The sequence below is a fragment of the Micromonospora hortensis genome (genome assembly GCF_022230935.1).
GTDB classification, from domain to species: domain Bacteria; phylum Actinomycetota; class Actinomycetes; order Mycobacteriales; family Micromonosporaceae; genus Micromonospora; species Micromonospora hortensis.
This window is the reverse complement of sequence record NZ_JAKKFE010000025.1, coordinates 1-21,992: the sequence shown is the minus strand read 5'-3', so window position 1 is coordinate 21,992 and position 21,992 is coordinate 1. Positions and strand designations below refer to the sequence as shown.

Sequence of the window (21,992 nt, the reverse complement as noted above, 5' to 3'; positions counted from 1 at the left end):
TCCCGCACGGTCGCACCACCCCCCGTTGAGTGTCGTGCGGGCACACCCCCGATGCAGAGGAGCACGCCATCATGCGTACCGATCTGATCCGTAAGACCGCCCTGACCGCCGCCGGCCTCGCCTTCACCGGCGGCGCCATCGCCGGCCCTGTCACCACCGCGTTCGCCGCCCCCAGCACCAGCAAGCCGGCCACGCAAACCCAGACCGACCGCAAGGGCCACGGTGAGCGGGAACTCGGCGTGCGCTACGAAGCGCAGCCGAACTTCTACTACTGCGGGCCCGCCGCGACCCGTAACGCCCTGAGTGTGCAGGGTAAGAACATCAACGTCGATGACATGGCCAAGGAAATGGGCACCACCGAGGCCGGCACCAACTCCATCAACGACATCACCCCCGTCCTGAACAAGGAAACCGGCAAGGCTGACGCCTACCGGTCGGTGGAGATCAGCACCCCCGACGCCGACGCCACGCAGACCGACAAGCTGCGCGCCGACATCGTCAAGACCGTCGACGACGGCCGGGCCGTGGTCGCGAACATCGCCGGCACCAGCACCGACACCGACGGTGTCACCCACTCCTACGAGGGCGGGCACTACATCAGCGTCGTCGGCTACCGCGACAACGGCAACACCGTCACGATCGCCGACTCCGCCGACCCCAACCAGGCCGCCTACCAGATCAGCGTCGAGCACCTCGCCGACTGGATCGCCACCCGCGGCTACGCCACCAGCTAACCCCCACACCACCACCAGCACATGACCGAAGGGCCGGACCCCCACCACGGGGTCCGGCCCTTCGGCGTGAGCTCAGTCGGTGGCGAGGACGGTCAGGATCTGCTCGCCGTACTTGGCGAGTTTGTTCTCGCCGACCCCGCTGACCCGGGACAGGTCGGCCAGTGTGCTGGGCGCGTCGCTGGCGATCTGTCGCAGCGTGGCGTCGTGGAAGATGACGTACGCCGGTACGCCCTGCTCCTTGGCGCTGGTGGCGCGCCAGGCTCGCAGCCGCTCGAACAGCGACGCGGCGGCCGGGGTCAGCTCGGCCACGACGGTGGACGCGCCGCGCGGCTTCGATGATCGGCTCGATGCCGGCTTCTCCGGCTCGCGGCGCATGGTGACCGTGCGGCGGCGGGCGAGGACGTCGGCGCTCGCCTCGGTCAGCGCCAGCGTGCCGTAGTCGCCCTCCACGGCGAGGAGCCCTTCGGCGAGCAGTTGCCGGACCACGCCCCGCCACTCGGCCTCGCTGAGCTCGGAGCCGATGCCGAAGACGGTCAGCGAGTCGTGACCGTACTGACTGATCTTGTCGGTCTGCTTGCCGAGCAGGATGTCGATGCAGTGCCCGGCGCCGAAGCGCTGGTTGCGTTCGCGGTCGAGGCGGAAGACGGCGGAGAGCAACTTCTGGGCGGCGACGGTGCCGTCCCAGGACTCCGGTGGGGTGAGGCAGGTGTCGCAGTTGCCGCAGGCGGCCGTCGTCGTCTCGCCGAAGTATTCGAGCAGTTGGACCCGCCGGCAGCGCACCGTCTCGCAGAGGGCGAGCATCGCGTCCAGGTGCGCGGCCAGGTTGCGGCGGTGGGCGAGGTCGCCGTCGGACGTCTCGATCATCTTGCGTTGCTGGACGACGTCCTGGAGCCCGTACGCCAGCCAGGCGGTGGACGGCAGGCCGTCCCGGCCGGCGCGGCCGGTCTCCTGGTAGTAGCCCTCGACGGACTTGGGCAGGTCGAGATGGGCGACGAACCGCACGTCGGGCTTGTCGATGCCCATGCCGAAGGCGATGGTGGCCACCATGACCAGGCCGTCCTCGCGCAGGAAGCGCTGCTGGTTGCGGGCGCGGGTGCCCGCGTCCAGCCCCGCGTGGTACGGCAGCGCGGCGACCCCGTTGGCGGTGAGGAACTCCGCGGTCTTGTCGACCGAGGCCCGGGACAGGCAGTAGACGATGCCGGCGTCGCCGGGGTGCTCGTCGCGCAGCAGGGTCAGCAACTGCTTGCGGGGCTCCCGTTTGGGCACGATCCGGTACTGGATGTTGGGCCGGTCGAAGCTGGCCACGAAGTGCCGGGCGTCGTCGAGTTTGAGCCGGGTCGCGATCTCGGTGCGGGTGGCGCTGGTCGCGGTGGCGGTCAGGGCGATGCGGGGCACCTGCGGCCAGCGTTCGTGCAGCATCGAGAGCGCGAGATAGTCGGGGCGGAAGTCGTGCCCCCACTGGGACACGCAGTGCGCCTCGTCGATCGCGAAGAGGGAGATGCGGCCCCGGTCGAGCAGGGCGAGGGTGGATCGGACGCCGAGCGCCTCCGGGGCCAGGTAGAGCAGGTCCAGTTCGCCGGCGACGAAGGCGGCCTCCACCCGCCGCCGGGCGTCCAGGGTCTGGGTCGAGTTGAGGAACCCGGCGCGGACGCCGACCGCTGTGAGGGCGTCCACCTGGTCCTGCATGAGCGCGATCAGCGGGGACACGACGACGGCGACCCCGTCACGGACCAGGGCCGGGATCTGGTAGCACAGGGACTTGCCGCCACCGGTGGGCATCAACACCAGCGCGTCGCCGCCAGCGACCACATGGTTGATCACGTCCTGCTGGAAACCACGGAACGCGTCGTAGCCGAAGACCCGGCCCAGCACGTCCAGGGCGTCGGAGGCGGTACGCAGGTCGGTGGGAGAGGCCATCCGGGGAGTCTACGAGCCGACGCCGACAGCGCCCGTCCGGCGCACCCGGGTCGGGTGGCCGGACGGGCGAGGCGGTCAGCCGGGCTGGCTGGACCTGTTGGCCAGGCCGCGCGGCGGGGCCTTCATCCCGACCACGATGTCGACGATCTCGATGTAGCGGGCCTTGTTGCCCATGCGGAAGGCGGTGGCCGCCGCGTTGATCTCCTCGAGGGTGTCGGCCTCGACCATGGTGACCTGGTCGTACTTGCCGTTCACTCCGGTGCACACGACATGGGTGAGCTGTTTGGCGAAGCGGCCCAGGTCGCGGGCGTGCTCGGCGGAGATCTCGTGGATGCCCTCGCGACCGAGGGCGAAGTACTCGGGGCTGATTCGCATGAACAGGAAGCCGACGTACTTGTTCTTGTCCGCCAGGTCGTGCATCGCATCCTCCAGATGTCGGTCTGACCTGCGACGATCACGTTGAGCGTATTGACAACTACTGATCGTCATCAAGCGTGTGCGCTGTCGGGAGGGCGACCCTCGAAACGGTCCGCGGTCGCCGTCCGGCCACGGGTGCCGGGCCGCGACCTGGCGGCGGGATAGAGTCGCTGATTGACCAATCGCGGCCGAGGGCGGCCGCGGCGCCACGGCTTGGGGGTACGGGTGAGCGAGGCGCGCACAGCCGGTGACCGGATCGACGGCCCGGATGCCGATGACGAGCAGATGACGGCTGAGTCGGAGACCACCCTGGTGGTGGTCACCGGCCTCTCCGGGGGTGGCCGCAGCACTGTGGCCAGGGCGTTGGAGAACGTCGGTTACTACGTCGTGGACAACCTGCCGCAGGCCCTGATGCTGGACATGGCCGAGCTGGCGTTCAAGGCGGGCGGCGCGGCCCGGCGTACCGCCATGGTGCTCGACGTGCGGTCGCGGGCCTTCTCCACGGACCTGGCCGGGGCGATCCGGGAGCTCAAGGAGCGCGGATTCTCGCCCCGGGTGGTCTTCGTCGATGCCGACGACGAGGTGCTGATCCGGCGGTTCGAGAGCGTTCGGCGTTCGCATCCGTTGCAGGGTGACGGGCGGCTGGCCGACGGCATCGCCGTGGAGCGCGGCCTGCTGGAGGAGGCCCGTGACCAGGCCGACGTGATCATCGACACCAGCCACCTGAACGTCAACCAGCTCCGGCGCCGCATCGAGGAGCTGTTCGGCGGCGAGGACGCCCGCCGGCTGCGGGTCACGGTGTTGTCGTTCGGCTTCAAGTACGGCCTGCCGCCGGACGCCGATTTCGTGTTGGACGCCCGCTTCCTGCCCAACCCGTACTGGGTGCCGGAACTGCGGGAGCACACCGGGCGGGAGGAGGCGGTCAGCGCTTACGTGCTGGGCCAGGAGGGCGCGGACGCCTTCGTCGCCTCGTACGCCGACCTGGTCAACGCCACCACTACCGGCTTCGAGCGGGAGGGCAAGCGGTACCTCACCGTCGCCGTGGGCTGCACCGGCGGCAAGCACCGCAGTGTGGCCATCGCCGAGGAGTTGGCCAGCCGACTGCGTCACTCCGGGTTGGCGGCGAACGCCCAGCACCGCGACCTGGGGCGGGAATGACGGCCCGGCGGGTGGTGGCGTTCGGCGGCGGGCACGGCCTGTCCGCCTCGTTGCGTGCGCTGCGCCACTGCGCTCCCGAAATCGACCTCGACATCACCGCGGTGGTCACGGTGGGTGACGACGGTGGTTCCAGTGGTCGGCTGCGGGCCGAGCGGGGTGGCCTGCCGCCCGGAGATCTGCGCCAGGCGCTGGTGGCGTTGGCCGGGGACCACCCGGCCACCCGGCGCAGCGCCGGGCTGTTCCAGCACCGCTTCGCCGCCGTACCGGTGGGCGTACCCGGGCCCGGCGCGACCGGCTCGGGCCCGGCGGCGGGCGGCGACCCGGACCGGGACGGCGCGGCCCCGCGCGGCACCGACGGGGCGTCGGCCGGCACCGACGGTCTGACCGGGCACGCCGTGGGCAACCTGGTGCTCTGCGGCCTCATGGAGCTGCTCGGCGACCCGGTGGCCGCGCTGGAGCACGCCGGCGCCATGCTCGGCGCTGTGGGCCGGGTGTTGCCGATGTCCCGCCAACCGGTCGGCATCGAGGCGCGGGTACGCGGTGCCGACCCGGCCGCCCCCGACGAGGTGCGCACTGTCAGTGGCCAGCACCAGGTGGCCGTCACCACCGGCCGGGTCGAGTCGTTGCGCCTCACCCCGAGCGCCCCACCGGCGTGCGCCGAGGCCATCGAGGCGATCCGGGCGGCCGATTGGTTGATCTTCGGGCCGGGCAGCTGGTACACGAGTGTGCTTCCGCACCTGCTGGTGCCGCAGTTGGCCGACGCGATCGTGTCCACCTCGGCCCGACGGCTGGTCACGCTGAACCTCGCCGCGGAGAAGGAGACCCTCGGGCTCTCCGTCGCCGATCATCTCGCGGCGCTGCACTGGTACCTGCCCGAACTCAAGGTCGATCTTGTGCTCGCCGATGCCAAGGCGGTGGGTGACCCCGAACCGGTCGAACGTGCGGCAGAATCGCTGGGTGCCCGCCTGGTCCTCGCCCCCGTCGCCGTTGTCGACGGGACTCCCCGCCATGATCCGGCTGCCCTGGGCGCCGCGCTGGTGCCTGTCCTGGGCGCCGATCGTTAGACACGTACGTAATCTCCGGCGACACGCCGGAACAGGTCCGTGAGGGGACGCACAATGGCGATGACGGCCGCGGTCAAGGACGAGCTGAGTCGGGTCGACGTGCCCAAGCCCTGCTGTCGGCGGGCGGAGATGGCCGCGCTGCTGCGCTTCGCTGGCGGGCTGCACATCGTTTCCGGCCGCGTGGTGGTGGAGGCTGAACTGGACACCGGGGCGGTGGCCCGGCGGCTGCGCCGGGAGGTCGCCGAGGTCTACGGCTACCCCAGCGAGATCCACGTGCTGGCCTCCGGTGGGCTGCGCAAGGGCAGCCACTTCATCGTGCGGGTGGTGAAGGACGGCGAGGCCCTGGCGCGGCAGACCGGCCTGCTCGACGTGCGGGGTCGCCCGGTGCGCGGGCTGCCCCCGCACGTGGTGGCGGCCAACGTCTGCTGCGCGGTCTCCGCGTGGCGGGGCGCGTTCATGGCCCACGGTTCGCTCACCGAGCCGGGCCGCTCCAGCGCGCTGGAGATCACCTGCCCGGGGCCGGAGTCGGCGTTGGCGCTGGTCGGCGCGGCCCGCCGCATCGGCATCACCGCGAAGAACCGCGAGGTACGCGGGGTGGACCGGGTGGTCGTCAAGGACGGTGACGCGATCGCCGCGCTGCTCACCCGGATCGGCGCGCACTCCAGCGTGCTGGCCTGGGAGGAGCGCCGGGTACGCCGCGAGGTGCGGGCCACCGCCAACCGGCTCGCCAACTTCGACGACGCCAACCTGCGCCGGTCGGCGCGGGCGGCGGTCGCCGCTGCCGCCAGGGTCACCCGTGCGCTGGAGATCCTCGCCGACGAGGCGCCCAACCACCTGACCGACGCTGGTCGGCTGCGTCTGGAGCACCGGCAGGCGTCGCTGGAGGAGTTGGGGGCCCTGGCCGACCCCCCGCTGACCAAGGACGCCATCGCGGGGCGGATCCGCCGGCTCCTGGCGCTGGCCGACAAGCGGGCCCGCGACCTTGGCATCCCGGATACGGAAGCAGCCGTCACGCCCGACATGCTCGTGGTCTGATAGGACGGTGGGGCCGCACGGTGCGCCCGGGAGCACTACCCGGCGCAGCGTGGTCTCGCACGCTCGGATAGGGTCGCTGCGTACGGCAAGGGGGCCGACACCGGCACTCCTCGTCGTGCCCCACCGCCTCGGGCGGTCAGGTCCTCAGACCGCGCGGCGGGGTGGCCGAGATGAACCGTCGACGGCCGGCTCCAACGGTCGGCGCACACCATTCCCGCCGGCCCGTTGTCTGAAGCCGGCGGACCAGAACGCGAGGAGATGGGACCTGTGACCATCCGGGTTGGCATCAACGGCTTTGGCCGAATCGGCCGTAACTTCTTCCGGGCAGTGCTGGCGTCTGACGCCGACATCGAGGTCGTGGCGGTGAACGACCTGACCGACAACGCCACGCTCGCCCACCTGCTCAAGTACGACAGCATCCTCGGCCGCCTGCCGTACGAGGTCAAGGCCACCGCCGACGAGATCACCGTCGGTGGCAAGACCATCAAGGCGTACGCCGAGAAGGACCCGTCGAAGCTGCCGTGGGGCGAGGTCGGCGCCGACGTCGTCATCGAGTCGACCGGCTTCTTCACCGACGCCACCAAGGCCAAGGCGCACGTCGACGGCGGGGCCAAGAAGGTCATCATCTCCGCCCCGGCGAAGAACGAGGACGTCACCGTCGTCATGGGTGTCAACCACGACACCTACGACCCGGCGAAGCACACCATCATCTCCAACGCCTCGTGCACCACCAACTGCCTCGCCCCGATGGCGAAGGTCCTGCACGACACGTTCGGCATCCAGCACGGTCTGATGACGACGATCCACGCGTACACCCAGGACCAGAACCTCCAGGACGCGCCGCACTCGGACCTGCGTCGTGCCCGGGCCGCCGCGCTGAACATCGTGCCGACCTCGACCGGCGCCGCCAAGGCGATCGGCCTGGTCCTGCCGGACCTCAAGGGCAAGCTCGACGGGTACGCCCTGCGGGTGCCGATCCCGACCGGCTCGGTCACCGACCTCACCGTCAACGTGGGTCGCGAGACCACCGTGGACGAGGTCAACGCCGCGCTGAAGGCCGCCGCGGACGGCCCGCTCAAGGGCATCCTGGTCTACAACGAGGACCCGATCGTCTCCAGCGACATCGTGACCGACCCGGCGTCGTGCATCTTCGACGCGCCGCTGACCAAGGTCGTCGGCAACCAGGTCAAGGTCGTCGGCTGGTACGACAACGAGTGGGGCTACTCCAACCGTCTCGTCGACCTCGTCAAGCTGGTCGGTTCGTCGCTGTGAGCATCCGGACCCTCGACGACCTGCTCGCCGAGGGGGTGTCGGGTCGGCGCGTGCTGGTGCGCGCCGACCTGAACGTCCCGCTCGACAAGCAGACCGGTGCGATCAGTGATGATGGCCGGATCCGCGCGGTGCTGCCGACTCTCGGCGCACTGGTCGAGGCCGGCGCGAAGGTTGTCGTCTGCTCGCACCTGGGCCGCCCGAAGGGCGCTCCGGACCCGCAGTTCAGCCTGGGCCCGGTCGCCGGGCGGCTCGGTGAGCTGCTCGGCGCGCCGGTGCACTTCGCCACCGACACCGTCGGTGATTCCGCCCGCTCCACGGTCGCCGACCTGGCCGACGGTCAGGTCGCCCTTCTGGAGAACCTGCGTTTCAACGCCGGTGAGACCAGCAAGGACGAGGCCGAGCGGGGTGCCTTCGCCGACCAGCTCGCCGCGTTCGGCGACGCGTACGTGGACGACGCGTTCGGTGCCGTGCACCGCAAGCACGCCAGTGTCTTCGACGTGCCGGCCCGGTTGCCACACGTCGCGGGCCGGCTGGTGCTGCGTGAGGTCGAGGTGCTCTCCAAGCTCACCGGTGACCCTGAGCGCCCGTACGTGGTGGTGCTCGGTGGGTCGAAGGTGTCCGACAAGCTCGCCGTGATCGAGGCTCTGCTGCCCACTGTCGACCGGCTGCTCATCGGCGGCGGGATGTGCTTCACCTTCCTCAAGGCCCAGGGCCTGGAGGTGGGCACCTCGCTGCTCGAGAAGGACATGGTCGACACCTGCCGCAACCTGCTGGAGCGGTCCGGCGGCAAGATCATGCTGCCGGTCGACGTGGTGGTCGCGGACGCGTTCGCTCCGGACGCGGCGCACGACACGGTGCGGGTCGACGGCATCCCGAGCCACCGCCTCGGCCTGGATGTCGGCCCGGAGACGGTGGCGGGCTTCAGTGCCGCACTGTCCCAGGCGAAGACGATCTTCTGGAACGGCCCGATGGGCGTGTTCGAGATGCCCGCCTTCGCGGCGGGCACCCGGGGGATCGCCGAGGCGATCACCAAGGCCGACGCGTTCAGCGTCGTCGGCGGCGGTGACTCGGCGGCGGCCGTCCGTGCCCTGGGGCTGGACGAGTCGTCCTTCGGGCACATCTCCACCGGCGGTGGCGCCTCCCTGGAATACCTCGAGGGCAAGACCCTCCCCGGCATCGCGGCCCTGGAGAACTAAATGTCGAGCACCACCCGCCGGCCGCTGATGGCCGGCAACTGGAAGATGAACCTCAACCACCTCGAGGCCAACCTGCTGGTGCAGAAGCTGGCGGCGAGCCTCACCGAGAAGCAGCTCACCGACGTCGAGACGGTCGTGTTGCCGCCCTTCACCGACCTGCGCACCGTGCAGACCGCTGTGGACGGGGACAAGCTGCTCATCGGCTACGGCGGCCAGGACCTCTCCCCGCACGCGTCCGGCGCGTACACCGGGGACATCTCCGGGCCGCTGCTGGCCAAGCTCGGCTGCACGTACGTGGTGGTCGGGCACTCCGAGCGGCGGGCCTACCACCACGAGGACGACGCGCTGGTCAACGCCAAGGTCAAGGCGGCGCTCACGCACGGCCTGACGCCGATCCTGTGCGTGGGGGAGGGGCTGGACGTCCGCGAGCAGGGCACCCACGTGGCGCACTGCTCCGACCAGCTCGACGGGGGCCTGGCCGGGCTCACCCCCGAGCAGGTTCGGCAGGTCGTGATCGCGTACGAGCCGGTCTGGGCGATCGGCACGGGCAAGACCGCGACCCCGGACGACGCCCAGGAGGTCTGCGGGGCGGTGCGTCAGCGACTGGCGGAACGCTTCGACCAGGAGACCGCCGACCAGGTTCGGGTCCTCTACGGCGGCTCGGTCAAGGCGTCCAACATCGCCTCGATCATGGCCCAACCGGACGTGGACGGGGGCCTCGTGGGGGGCGCCAGCCTGGACGCCGAGGAATTCGCTCAGATCTGCCGGTTCCCGGAGCACCTCGCCCGCTGATCGCTCGGTATCCTTGACACCGCCCGTCCGCCGGTCGGTGCCGCCGTGCCCGATCAGACCGGGCGAGGATCGCTACGAGAGGAACTGACCCCAGCCATGCCGATCTGGTTCGCATACACGTTGATCGTGTTGCTGGTCATCACGAGCATTCTGCTCACCCTGCTGATCCTGCTGCACCGCGGCAAGGGTGGCGGTCTGTCGAGCATGTTCGGCGGTGGCGTCAGCTCCAGCCTTGCCGGCTCCTCGGTCGCGGAGAAAAACCTGGACCGCTACACCGTTCTGGTGAGCGTCGTCTGGTTCGCCGCCATCGTCGGCCTCGGGCTCTGGCTGCGCCTCCAAATGAACAGCGGCGCCTGAGCAGGCTCAGTAAGTCGTACAATCTGCGCGCGGTTCGTCACTCGACGGGCCGCGCGCAGGCTTTTCTCCGCTGCACCGCGTCGCCCGCCGCTCCACCCCCGAAGACGGCGGGTCCCCTCCGACGACAGGAGCGAGCAGCCGTGCCGAATGGCAACGTTATCCGGGGAGCCCGGGTCGGGTCCGCACCGATGCGCCCGGACGAGCGGCACCAACCCGCCCCCCGACAGGACGTCAGCTACTGGTGCCGTAACGACCACCGGGTCGACATCCGGATCGCCGCGGACGTCGAACCGCCACCCCTGTGGGACTGCCCCCGCTGTGGCCTACCCGCCGGTCGGGACGCTCAGAACCCGCCGGGTCGGGTCCGCGCCGAGCCGTACAAGAGCCACCTGGCGTACGTGAAGGAGCGGCGCACCGCCGAGGAGGGGGAGGCCCTGCTCGCCGAGGCGCTCGCCGCACTACGCCGTCGACGCGGCGAGTAGCGGGCTCCTCCCCGCGCTCAGCGCAGGCTGCGCAGTCGGACGGGTACGTCGGCTGCGGCCGCCCGGTCCAGCAGCCAGCGGGTACGGTTCACGCCGTGTACGCCGGCCGCCGGCAACTGCACCGGCCCGGCGCCCGCCAACGCCATACCCACCGCGCGAGCCTTGTCGGCGCCGGCGGCCACCAGCCAGACCTCCTCGGCGGTGTTGATCGCCGGCAGGGTGAGGGTGGTCCGCGTCGGCGGCGGTTTCGGGCTGCCCCGCACCGCGCTCACGGGCCGGGTCTCGTAACCCACCGGGTGCTCGGGGAAGACCGAGGCCACGTGGCCGTCCTCGCCGACGCCCAGCATCAGCACGTCGAAGTGCGGCAGGGTGGCGTGCCCGGGCCGGGCGGCGCGGGCCAGTTCCTCCGTGTACGCGGCAGCAGCCGCCTCGGGGTCGTTGCCGGCCGGGCCGTCCGAGGCCGGCATGGCGTGCACCCGGGCCGGATCCAGTGGCACCACGTCCAGCAGGGCGGCGCGGGCCTGCGTCTCGTTGCGGTCGGGATCACCGGCGGGCAGGAACCGTTCGTCGCCCCACCACACGTCGACCCGGGACCAGTCCACCGCGTCGCGGGCCGGCAGCGTCGCCACCGCCCGGTACACGGCCGCGGCGACCCGACCTCCGGTGAGCACCACCGAGGCTTCGCCCCGGTCGGCCTGGGCGTCGAGCAGCTTCACCAGCAACCGGGCCGCCACGGCCTGCGCCAGCAGGTCGGCGTCGGCGTGGACGGCGACACTCGCCTCACTCATGGTTGCGCCTTCGTTTCCGGACCGCGAGGCGGTCGCTGTCGTGCCCGGGGCGGTGTGCCCGAGGTGGTCGGGGCGAGAACCCCGGAGATTGCGGGGCAGGGCCGGTGCGTACCGGCCCTGCCCGACGGTGTGCCCAGGCTGAGGGCTCAGCCCTCGCCGCTCGTGCCGATGTGCGCGGTCACCCCGGCCTCGGCGCGCTGCGCGGTGGCCGGATCCTTCCAGACGTGGACCCGCTGCGGGGGGCGCTGCTCCAGCCCTCGCAGCCCGACCGTCGCGCCCAGCGCCTCCGCGTACACCTGGTCGGCGTCGAGCCGGCGCAGCTCCTCGGCCAGCTCGTCGCCGAGTGGGCGGCGCACCAGCGGCAGGGCCCGGTCGTCCTGGCCCGTCCGTCGGAACACGGCCAGGCTGTCCTCGCGGGTCAACGTCAGCTGGTCGCCGTTGGCGCAGCTGAGCTGTACCTCCCGCATCCGAGGGAACTCGTCGCTGTCCACCCGGCGTGGGGTGATGCCGAGCCGGCTGGACAACCAACCGGCCATCAGCGCCGCCGTCGGGTCGGTGGGAGGCGCGACGATGGTCGCCTCGGTGACCCGCTCGCTGGTGGTGTCGAACGCCCCGGCGACCAGGGTGCGCCACGGGGTGATCCGGGTCCACGCCAGGTCCGTGTCGCCCGGGGCGTAGTCCCGGGCACGCTGCCGCAGCGCTTCCACCGGGTCGGCGGCCTGCGCGGAATCGGTGATCCTCCGGTCGGCCACCACCCCGAGGAAGTCGGTGGCGATCTCCGCCGGTGGCTCGCCGTGCCACCAGGTGACAACCGGAACGTCGGGAACGAGCAGCGGCATCACTACCGACTCGGCGTGCAGGGACAACCGGCCGTACATCCGGGTGACCACCGCCTCGCACGGGCCGAGCCGGCCACCCACCACGATCTCCGCGTCCAGTCGGTTGCGGTCCCGCTCGATCTCCGAGCGGACCACCACCAGGAGGCGGCACGGGTGCGCGGCGGCCGCGATCGTCGCCGCGGCCTCCGCCTCCCGGACCCGCTTCTCGTCCACGACCACGATGAGGGTGAGCGCCATGCCGCTGGCCACCCCGCCGGCGCTGCGCCGCTCGGCGGCGAGCGCCTTGACCACCTCGTTGCCGGTGGTGTCCCACAGCCCGATCATGCTCGTCTCCAGGCGCGGCCCTCACGGGCCAGCATCTCGTCGGAGGCCCGGGGGCCCCACTCGCCGGCCCGGTACGGCTCCGGGGTGGTGCCCTCCCAGGCGTGCTCCAGAGGGTCGATCACCTGCCAGCTCTGCTCGACCTCGGCCGCGTCCGGGAAGAGGGTGCGGTCGCCGATCAGCACGTCCAGCACCAGACGCTCGTACGCCTCGGGGCTGGATTCGGTGAACGCCTCGCCGTACTGGAAGTCCATGGCGATGTCGCGGACCTCCATTGTCGTGCCCGGCACCTTCGAGCCGAACTTGAGCACCACGCCCTCGTCCGGCTGCACCCGGATGACCAGCTGGTTGTTGCCCAGCGACTCCATGTCGGCGTCGTTGAACGGCAGGTGCGGCGCCTTCTTGAACATGATGGCGACCTCGGTGACCCGCCGGGGCAGCCGCTTGCCGGCCCGGATGTAGAACGGCACCTCCGCCCAGCGGCGGTTCTGGATGCCCAACCGCACCGCCACGTACGTCTCCGTCGTGGAGCCGGCGGGGACGTCCCGCTCGTCCAGGTAACCGACAGCGCGTTCGCCGCCGACCCAGCCCGGCAGGTACTGACCGCGCACGGTGTCCCGGGCGACGTCCTTCGGCAGGGTGATGGCCTTGAGCACCTTCAGCTTCTCGGTCCGGATCTCGTCCGCGTCGAAGCTGGTCGGCTCCTCCATCGCCACCAGGGCGAGGAGTTGAAGAAGGTGGTTCTGCAGCACGTCGCGGGCGGTGCCGACGGTGTCGTAGAAGCCGGCGCGGGTGCCGATGCCCACGTCCTCCGCCATGGTGATCTGCACCGAGTCGACGTACTTGGAGTTCCACAGCGGCTCGAACAGGTTGTTGGCGAACCGCAGGGCGAGGATGTTCTGAACCGTCTCCTTGCCCAGGTAGTGGTCGATCCGGAAGACGTCCTGCCGGGTGAACACGTCGTCGACGAGGTCGTTGAGCGCCTTCGCCGAGGGCAGGTCGTTACCGAACGGCTTTTCCACGACGACCCGGCGCCAACCGCCGGACTTGTCGTTGTCGGCCATCCCGGTGCGGGCCAACTGCTTGAGCACGACGGGGAACGCGGCCGGCGGGATGGAGAAGTAGAACGCCGCGTTGCCGGTGATGCCGTGGGTCTGACGCAGATCGTCGAGCGTGGAGGCGAGGGTGTCGAAGGCGGCGTCGTCGTCGAACGACCCGCCGACGAACTTGATGTTGCCGGCCAGCCGCGCCCACACCTCGTCCCGCCACGGGGTGCGGGCGTGCTTGCGGGCAGCCTCGCAGGCCAACGTCTCGAAGTCGCCGTCACCCCAGTCGCGGCGCGCGAAACCGAGCACCACGAAGCCGGGCGGCAACAGCCCTCGGTTGGCCAGGTCGTAGACCGCGGGGAGCAGCTTCTTGCGGGCCAGGTCGCCGGTCACCCCGAAGATCACCAGAGCGCAGGGCTCCGGGATCCGGGGCAACCGGCGGTCCTGCGGGTCGCGCAGCGGGTTCACCGAGCCATCGTCGGTTCGCGACTGCGGGGCTCGCAAACCCGACTCACTCCTCGCGCTCACGGCGCCCCCTCGCTTCCGCTTCAGTCACGTCGTCCATCCTCACGCCCGCAGATCACCGGCCGCGTCCAGTAGCTGGGCGACACCGGCGGCCCGGTCAGTCAGGTGCAACCGCAGCAGCGGCCGCTCCCGACCGGCGAGAGCCTGCCGGTCACCGGCGGCCTGCGCCGCCTGCAACTCACCGAAGGTGTACGGCTTGCCCGGCACCTCCAGATCCTCGGCGACCGCGCCGGTCACCTGGAGGTAGCTGCCCACCTGCGGGCCGCCCTTGTGGTACTGGCCCGTCGAGTGCAGGAAGCGCGGCCCCCAGCCGAACGTGACCGGCCGGCCGCCCGCCTGCGCCAGCAGCGACCGCAGCCGGGCCGTGTCGGCGTCGGCGAACCGGTCGAGGTACGCCATCACCGCGAGGTAACCGTCGTCGCCCAGCCCGTCGAGCAGCCAGCGCAGCACACCGGCCAGGTCCCCGGGGGCGCCCTGTGGGGCGTACACCTCGATCGCGCCCTCGGTGAACGACGGCGTCTCCGCCGGCAGGCCCGAGGCCAGGATCTTGTTGGTGTTCTCCTTGGACTCGGTGACGTTCGGCTGGTTGAACGGGTCGATGCCGAGCACCACGCCGGCCACCGCGGTGGCGTACTCCCAGGCCAGGAACTGCGCGCCCAGCGGGCCGTTGACGGCCACGTCCGGGTTGGTCCCGCCGCCCGGCATGTCACCGGGGGCCAGCGCGCCGCCGTAGCTGACGGTCAGCACGTCCGCGCCGGTGGCGCCGGGGCTCTGCGGAGACTCCACGACCACCGGGAGGATGCCCACCCCGGCCTTGCCGGTCGACTCGGCGATCAACTGCTCGGCCCAGTCGCCGAGCCCGTCGATGCCGGTGCCATCGGAGAGCAGAGCGACCTTGTCGCGGGCGAGCGTTGCCGCGGCGCCCAGGGCGGCGCCCAGCGCCAGCGCGGGGTTGTTCTGGTCCGCGCCGAGCGACGTGGCCAGCGCGTCGGCCTGGTCGAGCAGCTCCGCCACCTCGACCCCGGCCAGCGCCGAGGGCACCAGACCGAACGCGGTCAGCGCCGAGTACCGGCCGCCGACGTTCGGGTCGGCGAGCACTGTGAACGCGCCCATCTCGGCCGCTGTGGTCTCCAGCGGCGAACCCGGGTCGGTGACGATGACGAAGTGCCGGCCGGCCTCCGCCTCGGTCATCCCGGCGTCCAGGAACGCCTGCCAGTACGCGCGCCGGTGGCTGTCGGTCTCCACCGTCGACCCGGACTTGCTGGCCACCACCACGACGGTGCGCTCCAGCCGGTCCCCGAGCGCCGCCCGAACCTGACCCGGGTCGGTGGTGTCCAGCACTGTCAACGGGCGACCCAGCGTCCGGGTGATCACCTCGGGCGCGAGCGACGAACCGCCCATGCCGGCGAGCACCACGTGATCCAGGTCGGCCAGCTCCGCGGTCAGCTCGGCCAACTGGACGAGCAGCTCGCGGCTGCGCCGGTGGGTGTCCACCCAGCCCAGCCGGATCTTCGCCTCGGCTTCGGCGTCCGGACCCCACAGGCTCGCGTCCTTGCCCGCCAGCTTGCCGGGGACGCCGGCCTTGACCAACGCGTCCCGAGTCGAGGCGGGCGCGGCCTTGTCGACCGCGTCGGCTCCGTACACGGCGAGCCCGGCGGCTGCCTCCACCGGCCCGGCGAGAAGGTCGCTCATGCCGTCACTCCGCTTCGCTGCGTGCCGTCATGAGGCACCTTCGCACTGAGCTTGCTGATTCGCTCGCTGCGCTCGCTCATGCGTTACCACCGGCCTTCTCGGCGGCCTTGGCGTTGCCCTTGGCCGCCTTGTTCGGGGCACCCTTGCCCTTGGCCGCCGCCTCCAGGGACTTGCGGACCCCGTCAAGAAGCTCCTGCCAGCTGGCCTCGAACTTCTCCACGCCCTCGCGCTCCAGGGTGACGATCACGTCGTCCATGTCCACCCCGACCGACTCCAGGTCGGCGAAGACCTTCCGGGCCGCGTCGTAGGCGCCGGTGATGGTGTCGCCGCGGGTCTCGCCGTGATCGGCGTACGCGTGGATGACCGACTCCGGCATGGTGTTGACGGTGCCGGGCGCGATCAGCTCCTCGACGTAGATGACGTCCCGGTAGTCCGGGTTCTTCGTCGAGGTGGACGCCCACAGCGGCCGCTGCGGGTGCGCGCCGGCGGCGGCGAGCGCCTTCCAGCGGTCGGAGGAGAAGACCTCGGTGTAGCGCTCGTACGCCAGTTGCGCGTTGGCGACGGCGGCCTTGCCCTTGAGGGCCTTCGCCTGGTCGGAGCCGACCTTCTCGAGCCGCTTGTCGACCTCGGAGTCGACCCGGGAGACGAAGAACGACGCCACCGAGCCGATCTTGGACAGGTCGTGGCCGTTCGCCTTGGCCTGCTCCAGACCGGCGAGGAACGCCTCCATGACCGCCGAGTAGCGGTCCAGACCGAAGATCAGCGTGACGTTGACGCTGATCCCCTCGGCCAGGGTGGCGGTGATCGCCGGGAGGCCGGCCTCGGTGGCCGGGATCTTGATGTACAGGTTGGGGCGGTCCACCAGCCACCACAGGGCCTTGGCCTCGGCCACCGTCCGGTCGCTCTCGTGTGCCAGCCGGGGGTCCACCTCGATGGAGACCCGGCCGTCGACACCGTCGCTGCCGTCGTACGACGGGCGCATCACGTCGCAGGCCCACCGCACGTCGTACGTGGTGAGCATGCGCACCGACTCCTCGACCTCGACGCCACGGGTGGCGAGGTCGTGCAGCTGCCAGTTGTACTCGTCGGCGTCACTCAGCGCCTTGGCGAAGATCGTCGGGTTGGTGGTGACGCCGGCCACGTGCTTCTCGCGGCGCAGCTGGTCCAGCCCGCCGGAGCTCAAACGCACCCGGGAAAGATCATCGAGCCAGACCGCCACACCCGCGGCGGTGAGCTCATTCAGCTTGTCCGTCATGCCATCCACGCTCCCTCAGTTGCCGGTCGTGAAACCGGTGATGTCGCCCACCCGGGCCAGCGAGGCGTGTGCTGCCGCCACGATCCGGTCGGGGGTGAACCCGAACTGCTCGAAGAGCACGGTGTGCGGGGCGCTCGCTCCGTAGTGCTCCAGGCTCACGCTCTCGCCCAGGTCACCGACGACACCGCGCCAGGACATCGCGATGCCCGCCTCCACGCTCACCCGTGCCTTTACCCCGCGCGGGAGCACCGACTCCCGGTACGCCTCGTCCTGCTCGTAGAACCACTCCTGGCAGGGCATCGAGACGACCCGGGTCGGGGTGCCGTCGGCCTCCAGCCGCTCCCGGGCGGTCAGGCAGAGCTGCACCTCGGAACCGGTGCCGACGATGATCACCTGAGGCTTGCCGTTGGACGCCTCGGCCAGCACGTAGCCGCCCTTGGCCACGCCCTCCGCGCCGCCCAGGACGTCGCGGTCCATCGTCGGCAGCGGCTGACGGCTCAACGCCAGCGCGGTCGGCCGGTCGGTGTGCTCCAGCGCCTGCCGCCAGGCCCAGGCGGTCTCGTTGGCGTCCGCCGGACGGACCACGTCCAGGCCCGGGATGGCGCGCAGCGCGGTCAGGTGCTCCACCGGCTGGTGGGTCGGGCCGTCCTCGCCGAGGCCGATCGAGTCGTGCGTCCAGACGTAGGTCACCGGCAGCTTCATCAGCGCGGCCAGCCGCACCGACGGACGCATGTAGTCGCTGAAGACCAGGAACGTGCCACCGTACGGGCGGGTGCCACCGTGCAGGGCGATGCCGTTGAGGATCGCGCCCATGGCGTGCTCACGGATGCCGAAGTGCAGCGTGCGGCCGTACTCGTGGCCCGGGAAGTCCTTGGTGGCGTGGGTGGCCGGAATGAACGACGGCTCGCCCTTCATCGTGGTGTTGTTGCTCTCGGCCAGGTCGGCCGAGCCGCCCCACAGCTCCGGGAGCACCGGCGCGAGCGCCTCCAGCACCTTGCCGGAGGCGGCCCGGGTGGCCACCCCCTTGGCGTCCGCGGGGAAGACCGGCAACGCGTCGGTCCAGCCGTCGGGGAGTACGTGACCAGCCAGCCGCTCGTAGAGCGCGGTGCGCTCCGGGTTGGCCTTCTTCCAGGCGTCGAACGCGGTGGTCCACTCCTGCTGGGCGTCGGAGCCCCGGCCCATCACGGTGCGGGCGTGGCCGAGCACGTCCTCGTCGACCTGGAAGGTCTGCTCCGGGTCGAAGTCGAGGATCCGCTTGGTGGCCTTCACCTCGTCGGCGCCGAGCGCCGAGCCGTGGATCTTGCCGGTGTTCTGCTTGTTGGGCGCGGGCCAGCCGATGATGGTGCGCAGCGCGATGAAGGACGGTCGGCCGGTCTCCGCCTTGGCGGCGACCAGCGCCGCGTACAGCGCCTCGGCGTCCTCGTGGTAGTCGCCCTGGTCGGCGTCGCCGCTGCGCCAGTCGACGGTCTGCACGTGCCAGCCGTACGCCTCGTAGCGGGCGGCCACGTCCTCGCTCTTGGCGATCCGGGTGTCGTCCTCGATGGAGATCTCGTTGTCGTCGTAGATCACCGTGAGGTTGCCCAGCTGCTGGTGCCCGGCGAGGGCGCTGGCCTCGTGGCTGATGCCCTCCTCGATGTCACCGTCGGAGACGATGCACCAGATGTCGTGGTCGAAGACGGACGCGCCGAGCTCGGCCTCGGGGTCGAACAGGCCGCGCTCGCGGCGGGCAGCCATGGCCATGCCGACGGCGTTGCCCAGACCCTGCCCGAGCGGGCCGGTGGTGGTCTCGACGCCCGGCGTGTGCCCGTGCTCGGGGTGCCCCGGCGTCTGCGAGCCCCACTGCCGCAGCGACTTGAGGTCGTCCAGGCTCAGCGGGTAGCCGGAGAGGAACAGCTGGATGTAGAGCGTCAGGCTGGAGTGCCCGGCGGAGAGAACGAACCGGTCGCGGCCGGGCCAGTTCGGGTCGGCCGGGTTGTGGCGCATGACGCGGTTGAAGAGGAGGTACGCCGCGGGCGCGAGGCTCATCGCGGTGCCCGGGTGGCCGTTGCCGGATTTCTCTACGGCGTCCATGGCCAGCACGCGGACGGTATCTACGGCCCGGCGATCGAGGTCGGACCAGTTCAGTGCGGAGTGCTCGGGTCGTTTAACAGCCACGATGGTTGTGCTCCTCGGCAGATGGGCGGAACCCTCACCGATGACCTTATCGAGCGTCCCTAAACGCGCGCCCGGGGATCTCAGCATGGTGTGCGCTACGTGACGATCCGGATGCTCGGTTCAACCCTGTGGTGTGACGGCCCGCACCGTTGTCGGGTCGGCCGGGCAGCCAAAACGACGACGCGTAGTGTGTGGGTCGGTATGCGGACCCGTGCGGTCCCGACCAATCCGATCTCCCCGTGCCCGATGCCGGAAGGTGGCAATCCGTGAGCATGATCACCGAGCGCCCCGCGAGCAACCCGGCCGGGCCACACCCGGCGCGGGCGGCCGAGGGCCCGGTGGCCCGGCGGGACGTACGCGCGGTCCTGTCGTCGTACGTGGCGCTCACCAAGCCGCGGATCGTCGAGTTGCTGCTGGTCACCACCATCCCGGCGATGATGCTCGCCGAGGGTGGGCTGCCGTCGCTGTGGCTGATGGCCATCGTGCTGATCGGCGGCTCGCTCGCCGCCGGCGCGGCCAGCGTCCTCAACTGCTACATCGACCGCGACATCGACCAGCTGATGCGGCGTACCAAGCGTCGCCCGCTGCCGGCGCACACCGTGTCGCCGCGCAGCGCGCTGATCTTCGGTCTGGTGCTGGCGGCCGTGTCGGTGGCCCTGATGGCGGCGTTCACCAACCTGCTGGCCGCCGGGCTGACCCTCGCCGCGATCGCCTACTACGACCTCGTCTACACCCTGTGGCTCAAGCGTTCCACCCCGACGAACACCTTCTGGGGCGGCGCCTGCGGGGCGGCGCCGGTGCTGATCGGGTGGGCTGCGGTGACCGGCTCGCTGGCGCCGGCCGCCTGGGGGCTCTTCGCTGTCGTCTTCTTCTGGCAGATGCCGCACTTCTACCCGCTCGCCATGAAGTACAAGGACGACTACGCCCGAGCCGGCATTCCGATGCTGCCCGTGGTGGCCTCGACCCGCCGGGTGAACGCCGAGATCCTGATCTTCGCGTGGCTCACAGTGCTCACCTCCCTGGCCGTCTGGCCGCTGGGGCTCAGCGCGATCTACGGGGTGCCGACACTGGTGGTAGGTGCCATCTTCGTCGTCGAGGCACACCGGCTCTGCCGGCGCGCCACGCGCGGCGAGGCGGTCAAGCCGATGCGGCTGTTCCACTGGTCGACGACGTACCTGACGATCGTCTTCGTGGCCGTCGCGCTCGACGCGCTGATCTGACCCGTCCCGCACGGTCCGGCTCTGGCCCTTCACGTCCACGGCAGTGGCCTCCGCCTGTCTGCTTCGCCTGGCTGTCGGCTCCCCGCGCGGAGCGGCCCCGGCTCGTCGGCCCTCGCATCGTTTGTCAGTAGTCACGCCGTGGCTCTGACTGGCGAACGGCAGCGATGATCTCCTGACTAATCATGGACGTGGATGAGTTGTCCGGGTTTAACGTCACATCAGAGTAACTTTCAGCATGAGTCGGATGGGCTCAACCTGGGGCGGTTCGAGGGTGATTTCCCGACGTGCTTTGAGCGTAAAAGTCAGTAAATAAACGGACAGTGAACCTGTGGTCGTCCTTAAACCTGTAGGTAATTGGCATCACAAAAGGTTCATGGTTCTCGCCCCACGGGGTGCAACTCTGCTTAGGCTTCGCGTCATGGCAGATGGTTCCGATACGACGCTGACGGCCGAGCAGACCACCGGCGAGCAGGCGCCCCAAGGCCTGGTCGCGGGCCTCAAGGCGTTCGCGGCCGGACACGGCGGCGCGAAGGCGGTCATCGAGTACGTCGGCAAGCGTGGCGCGCGGATCGTCCTGGTGGGTTCCGACGGCGAGTGGGGCGACCAGTTCGCCGACGACACCGTCACCGCCCGGGAAGCGTGCGCCAAGGCGGGAGTCACCGTCGAGAACGCCTGGGAGCGTGAACTGATGGACCAGATGCGTCCGAGCAACGACCTCTGGCGGTCGATGGCCCGGCGCACGATGGCCCGCTGAAATAGACAGCTGAATTGACCACATATCACCAGTCGACCCGGGGGGAACCCCGGGTCGCTCTCGTCACCTGCTCCGACCTGGCCGACCTCGACCCGGACGACCGGCTGGTCCTGGCCCCGCTCGCCGCCCGTGGCGTCGCCGTCCAGACCGCCGTCTGGGACGACCCCGACGTCGACTGGTCGTCCTACGACCTTGTCGTGCTCCGCTCACCCTGGGACTACGCGCTCCGCCGCGACGAGTTCGTGTCCTGGGCGGCCACCGTGCCGACGCTGGCCAACCCGGCGGACGTGGTCCGCTGGAACACCGACAAGCGCTACCTCGCCGAGCTGAGCGCCGCCGGGGTGCCAACCGTGCCGACGTCGTGGATCGAGCCGGGGGAGAGCTGGCAGCTGCCCGCCGAAACCGGCGAGTACGTGCTCAAGCCCGCGGTCAGCGCCGGCAGCCAGGACACCGGCCGGTACGACCTGGCCGACCCGGACCACCGGGACCTGGCCGCCGCACATGTTCGCCGGCTCTCCGACGCCGGCCGGGTCACCATGGTCCAGCCGTACCTGCGGGCCGTCGACACCGAGGGCGAAACGGCCCTGCTCTTCCTGGCCGGCCCCGAGGGGCTCGCGTTCAGCCACGCGATCCGCAAGGGTCCGATGCTGTCCGGGCCGGACCTCGGCCCGGACGGGCTCTACAAGGCCGAGGAGATCACCGCCCGCACCGCCCGCCTCGAACAGCTGGCGGTGGCCGAGCAGACCCTTGCGACGGTGCCCGGCGGCACCCGACAGCTGCTCTACGCCCGGGTCGACCTGATCCCCGGCCCGGACGGCGAGCCGGTCCTGGTCGAGCTGGAGCTGACCGAGCCGTCGCTCTTCATCGGGTATGCGGACGGCGCCCCCGACCGCCTCGCCACCGCGATCACCACGCACCTGGCCCGCAACGCCTAACCCCTCACCCCCGAACGACCGCCCGTGCCGGCGTGCCGC

Annotated in this window: 20 protein-coding genes; 12 read left to right on the top strand and 8 right to left on the bottom strand. The window is 70.9% G+C overall.

All coding sequences use genetic code 11. The features are described from left to right. The first annotated feature begins 71 nt into the window (after positions 1–71). The gene (locus NIE111_RS18145; protein WP_238685522.1) at positions 72–734 is read left to right on the top strand and encodes a C39 family peptidase; all 663 of its coding nucleotides are present in this window, start codon (positions 72–74) and stop codon (positions 732–734) included. 72 nt (positions 735–806) lie between these two features. Here the strand turns inward: NIE111_RS18145 and recQ are convergent, their stop codons facing one another. Both recQ and NIE111_RS18135 read right to left on the bottom strand, forming a co-directional pair. Next, positions 807–2,651, bottom strand: a complete 1,845-nt coding sequence (gene recQ / locus NIE111_RS18140; RefSeq protein ID WP_238685521.1) for a DNA helicase RecQ — start codon at positions 2,649–2,651, stop codon at positions 807–809. A 75-nt stretch (positions 2,652–2,726) separates the two neighbouring features. After that, on the bottom strand, positions 2,727–3,071 hold the full coding sequence (locus NIE111_RS18135) for a hypothetical protein (protein WP_091403656.1): 345 nt from the start codon (positions 3,069–3,071) through the stop codon (positions 2,727–2,729). A gap of 282 nt (positions 3,072–3,353) precedes the next feature. Between NIE111_RS18135 and rapZ the strand changes: the two genes are divergently transcribed. The 8 genes from rapZ (at position 3,354) to NIE111_RS18095 (ending at position 10,424) form a co-directional block, all read left to right on the top strand. Beyond that, on the top strand, positions 3,354–4,226 hold the full coding sequence (rapZ, locus tag NIE111_RS18130) for an RNase adapter RapZ (protein ID WP_238685551.1): 873 nt from the start codon (positions 3,354–3,356) through the stop codon (positions 4,224–4,226). Then, positions 4,223–5,290 carry a gluconeogenesis factor YvcK family protein gene (locus tag NIE111_RS18125; RefSeq protein WP_238685520.1) on the top strand — a complete coding sequence of 356 codons (1,068 nt, stop codon included), beginning with the start codon at positions 4,223–4,225 and terminating at the stop codon, positions 5,288–5,290. Before rapZ ends, NIE111_RS18125 begins: the two co-directional genes overlap by 4 nt. A 54-nt stretch (positions 5,291–5,344) precedes the next feature. Beyond that, on the top strand, positions 5,345–6,325 hold the full coding sequence (whiA, locus tag NIE111_RS18120) for a DNA-binding protein WhiA (protein WP_210785006.1): 981 nt from the start codon (positions 5,345–5,347) through the stop codon (positions 6,323–6,325). A 267-nt stretch (positions 6,326–6,592) separates the two neighbouring features. Continuing rightward, complete coding sequence (gene gap, locus NIE111_RS18115) at positions 6,593–7,597, top strand: type I glyceraldehyde-3-phosphate dehydrogenase (protein WP_238649250.1); 1,005 nt, start codon at positions 6,593–6,595, stop codon at positions 7,595–7,597. Continuing rightward, a complete protein-coding gene (locus NIE111_RS18110) occupies positions 7,594–8,793 on the top strand; it encodes a phosphoglycerate kinase (RefSeq protein WP_238685519.1) in 1,200 nt (399 codons plus the stop codon). Before gap ends, NIE111_RS18110 begins: the two co-directional genes overlap by 4 nt. Next, a complete protein-coding gene (tpiA, locus tag NIE111_RS18105) occupies positions 8,794–9,585 on the top strand; it encodes a triose-phosphate isomerase (protein WP_238685518.1) in 792 nt (263 codons plus the stop codon). A gap of 96 nt (positions 9,586–9,681) precedes the next feature. Continuing rightward, positions 9,682–9,942 (top strand): preprotein translocase subunit SecG, encoded by a 261-nt coding sequence (secG, locus tag NIE111_RS18100; protein WP_030337344.1) that lies wholly within the window; start codon positions 9,682–9,684, stop codon positions 9,940–9,942. 140 nt (positions 9,943–10,082) lie between these two features. After that, positions 10,083–10,424 carry an RNA polymerase-binding protein RbpA gene (locus NIE111_RS18095; RefSeq protein WP_091403668.1) on the top strand — a complete coding sequence of 114 codons (342 nt, stop codon included), beginning with the start codon at positions 10,083–10,085 and terminating at the stop codon, positions 10,422–10,424. Between the two features lie 17 nt (positions 10,425–10,441). On the opposite strand, the gene pgl is transcribed toward NIE111_RS18095, so the two are convergent. The 6 genes from pgl to tkt form a co-directional block, all read right to left on the bottom strand. Then, positions 10,442–11,212, bottom strand: coding sequence for a 6-phosphogluconolactonase (gene pgl / locus NIE111_RS18090; RefSeq protein ID WP_238685517.1), 771 nt, complete (start codon positions 11,210–11,212; stop codon positions 10,442–10,444). A 146-nt stretch (positions 11,213–11,358) separates the two neighbouring features. After that, positions 11,359–12,375, bottom strand: a complete 1,017-nt coding sequence (locus NIE111_RS18085) for a glucose-6-phosphate dehydrogenase assembly protein OpcA (RefSeq protein WP_238685516.1) — start codon at positions 12,373–12,375, stop codon at positions 11,359–11,361. After that, positions 12,372–13,886 (bottom strand): glucose-6-phosphate dehydrogenase, encoded by a 1,515-nt coding sequence (gene zwf / locus NIE111_RS18080; RefSeq protein ID WP_238685515.1) that lies wholly within the window; start codon positions 13,884–13,886, stop codon positions 12,372–12,374. The genes NIE111_RS18085 and zwf overlap by 4 nt, the downstream gene beginning before the upstream one ends. Before the next feature lie 99 nt (positions 13,887–13,985). Further along, entirely contained in the window at positions 13,986–15,635 is a 1,650-nt protein-coding gene (locus tag NIE111_RS18075; protein WP_238685514.1) for a phosphoglucose isomerase-related protein, read from the bottom strand. A gap of 76 nt (positions 15,636–15,711) precedes the next feature. Next, positions 15,712–16,890, bottom strand: a complete 1,179-nt coding sequence (tal, locus tag NIE111_RS18070; protein ID WP_112606085.1) for a transaldolase — start codon at positions 16,888–16,890, stop codon at positions 15,712–15,714. A gap of 15 nt (positions 16,891–16,905) precedes the next feature. Then, entirely contained in the window at positions 16,906–19,044 is a 2,139-nt protein-coding gene (gene tkt, locus NIE111_RS18065) for a transketolase (protein WP_238685513.1), read from the bottom strand. Positions 19,045–19,310: 266 nt separating this feature from the next. Here tkt and NIE111_RS18060 point away from each other — a divergent pair, with 266 nt between their 5' ends. From NIE111_RS18060 to NIE111_RS18050, 3 genes are all read left to right on the top strand, one after another. Next, on the top strand, positions 19,311–20,264 hold the full coding sequence (locus NIE111_RS18060) for a heme o synthase (protein WP_238685512.1): 954 nt from the start codon (positions 19,311–19,313) through the stop codon (positions 20,262–20,264). 418 nt (positions 20,265–20,682) lie between these two features. Continuing rightward, a complete protein-coding gene (locus NIE111_RS18055) occupies positions 20,683–21,018 on the top strand; it encodes a hypothetical protein (RefSeq protein WP_238685511.1) in 336 nt (111 codons plus the stop codon). Between the two features lie 14 nt (positions 21,019–21,032). Then, positions 21,033–21,953, top strand: coding sequence for an ATP-grasp domain-containing protein (locus tag NIE111_RS18050; RefSeq protein WP_238685510.1), 921 nt, complete (start codon positions 21,033–21,035; stop codon positions 21,951–21,953). Positions 21,954–21,992 lie beyond the last annotated feature (39 nt).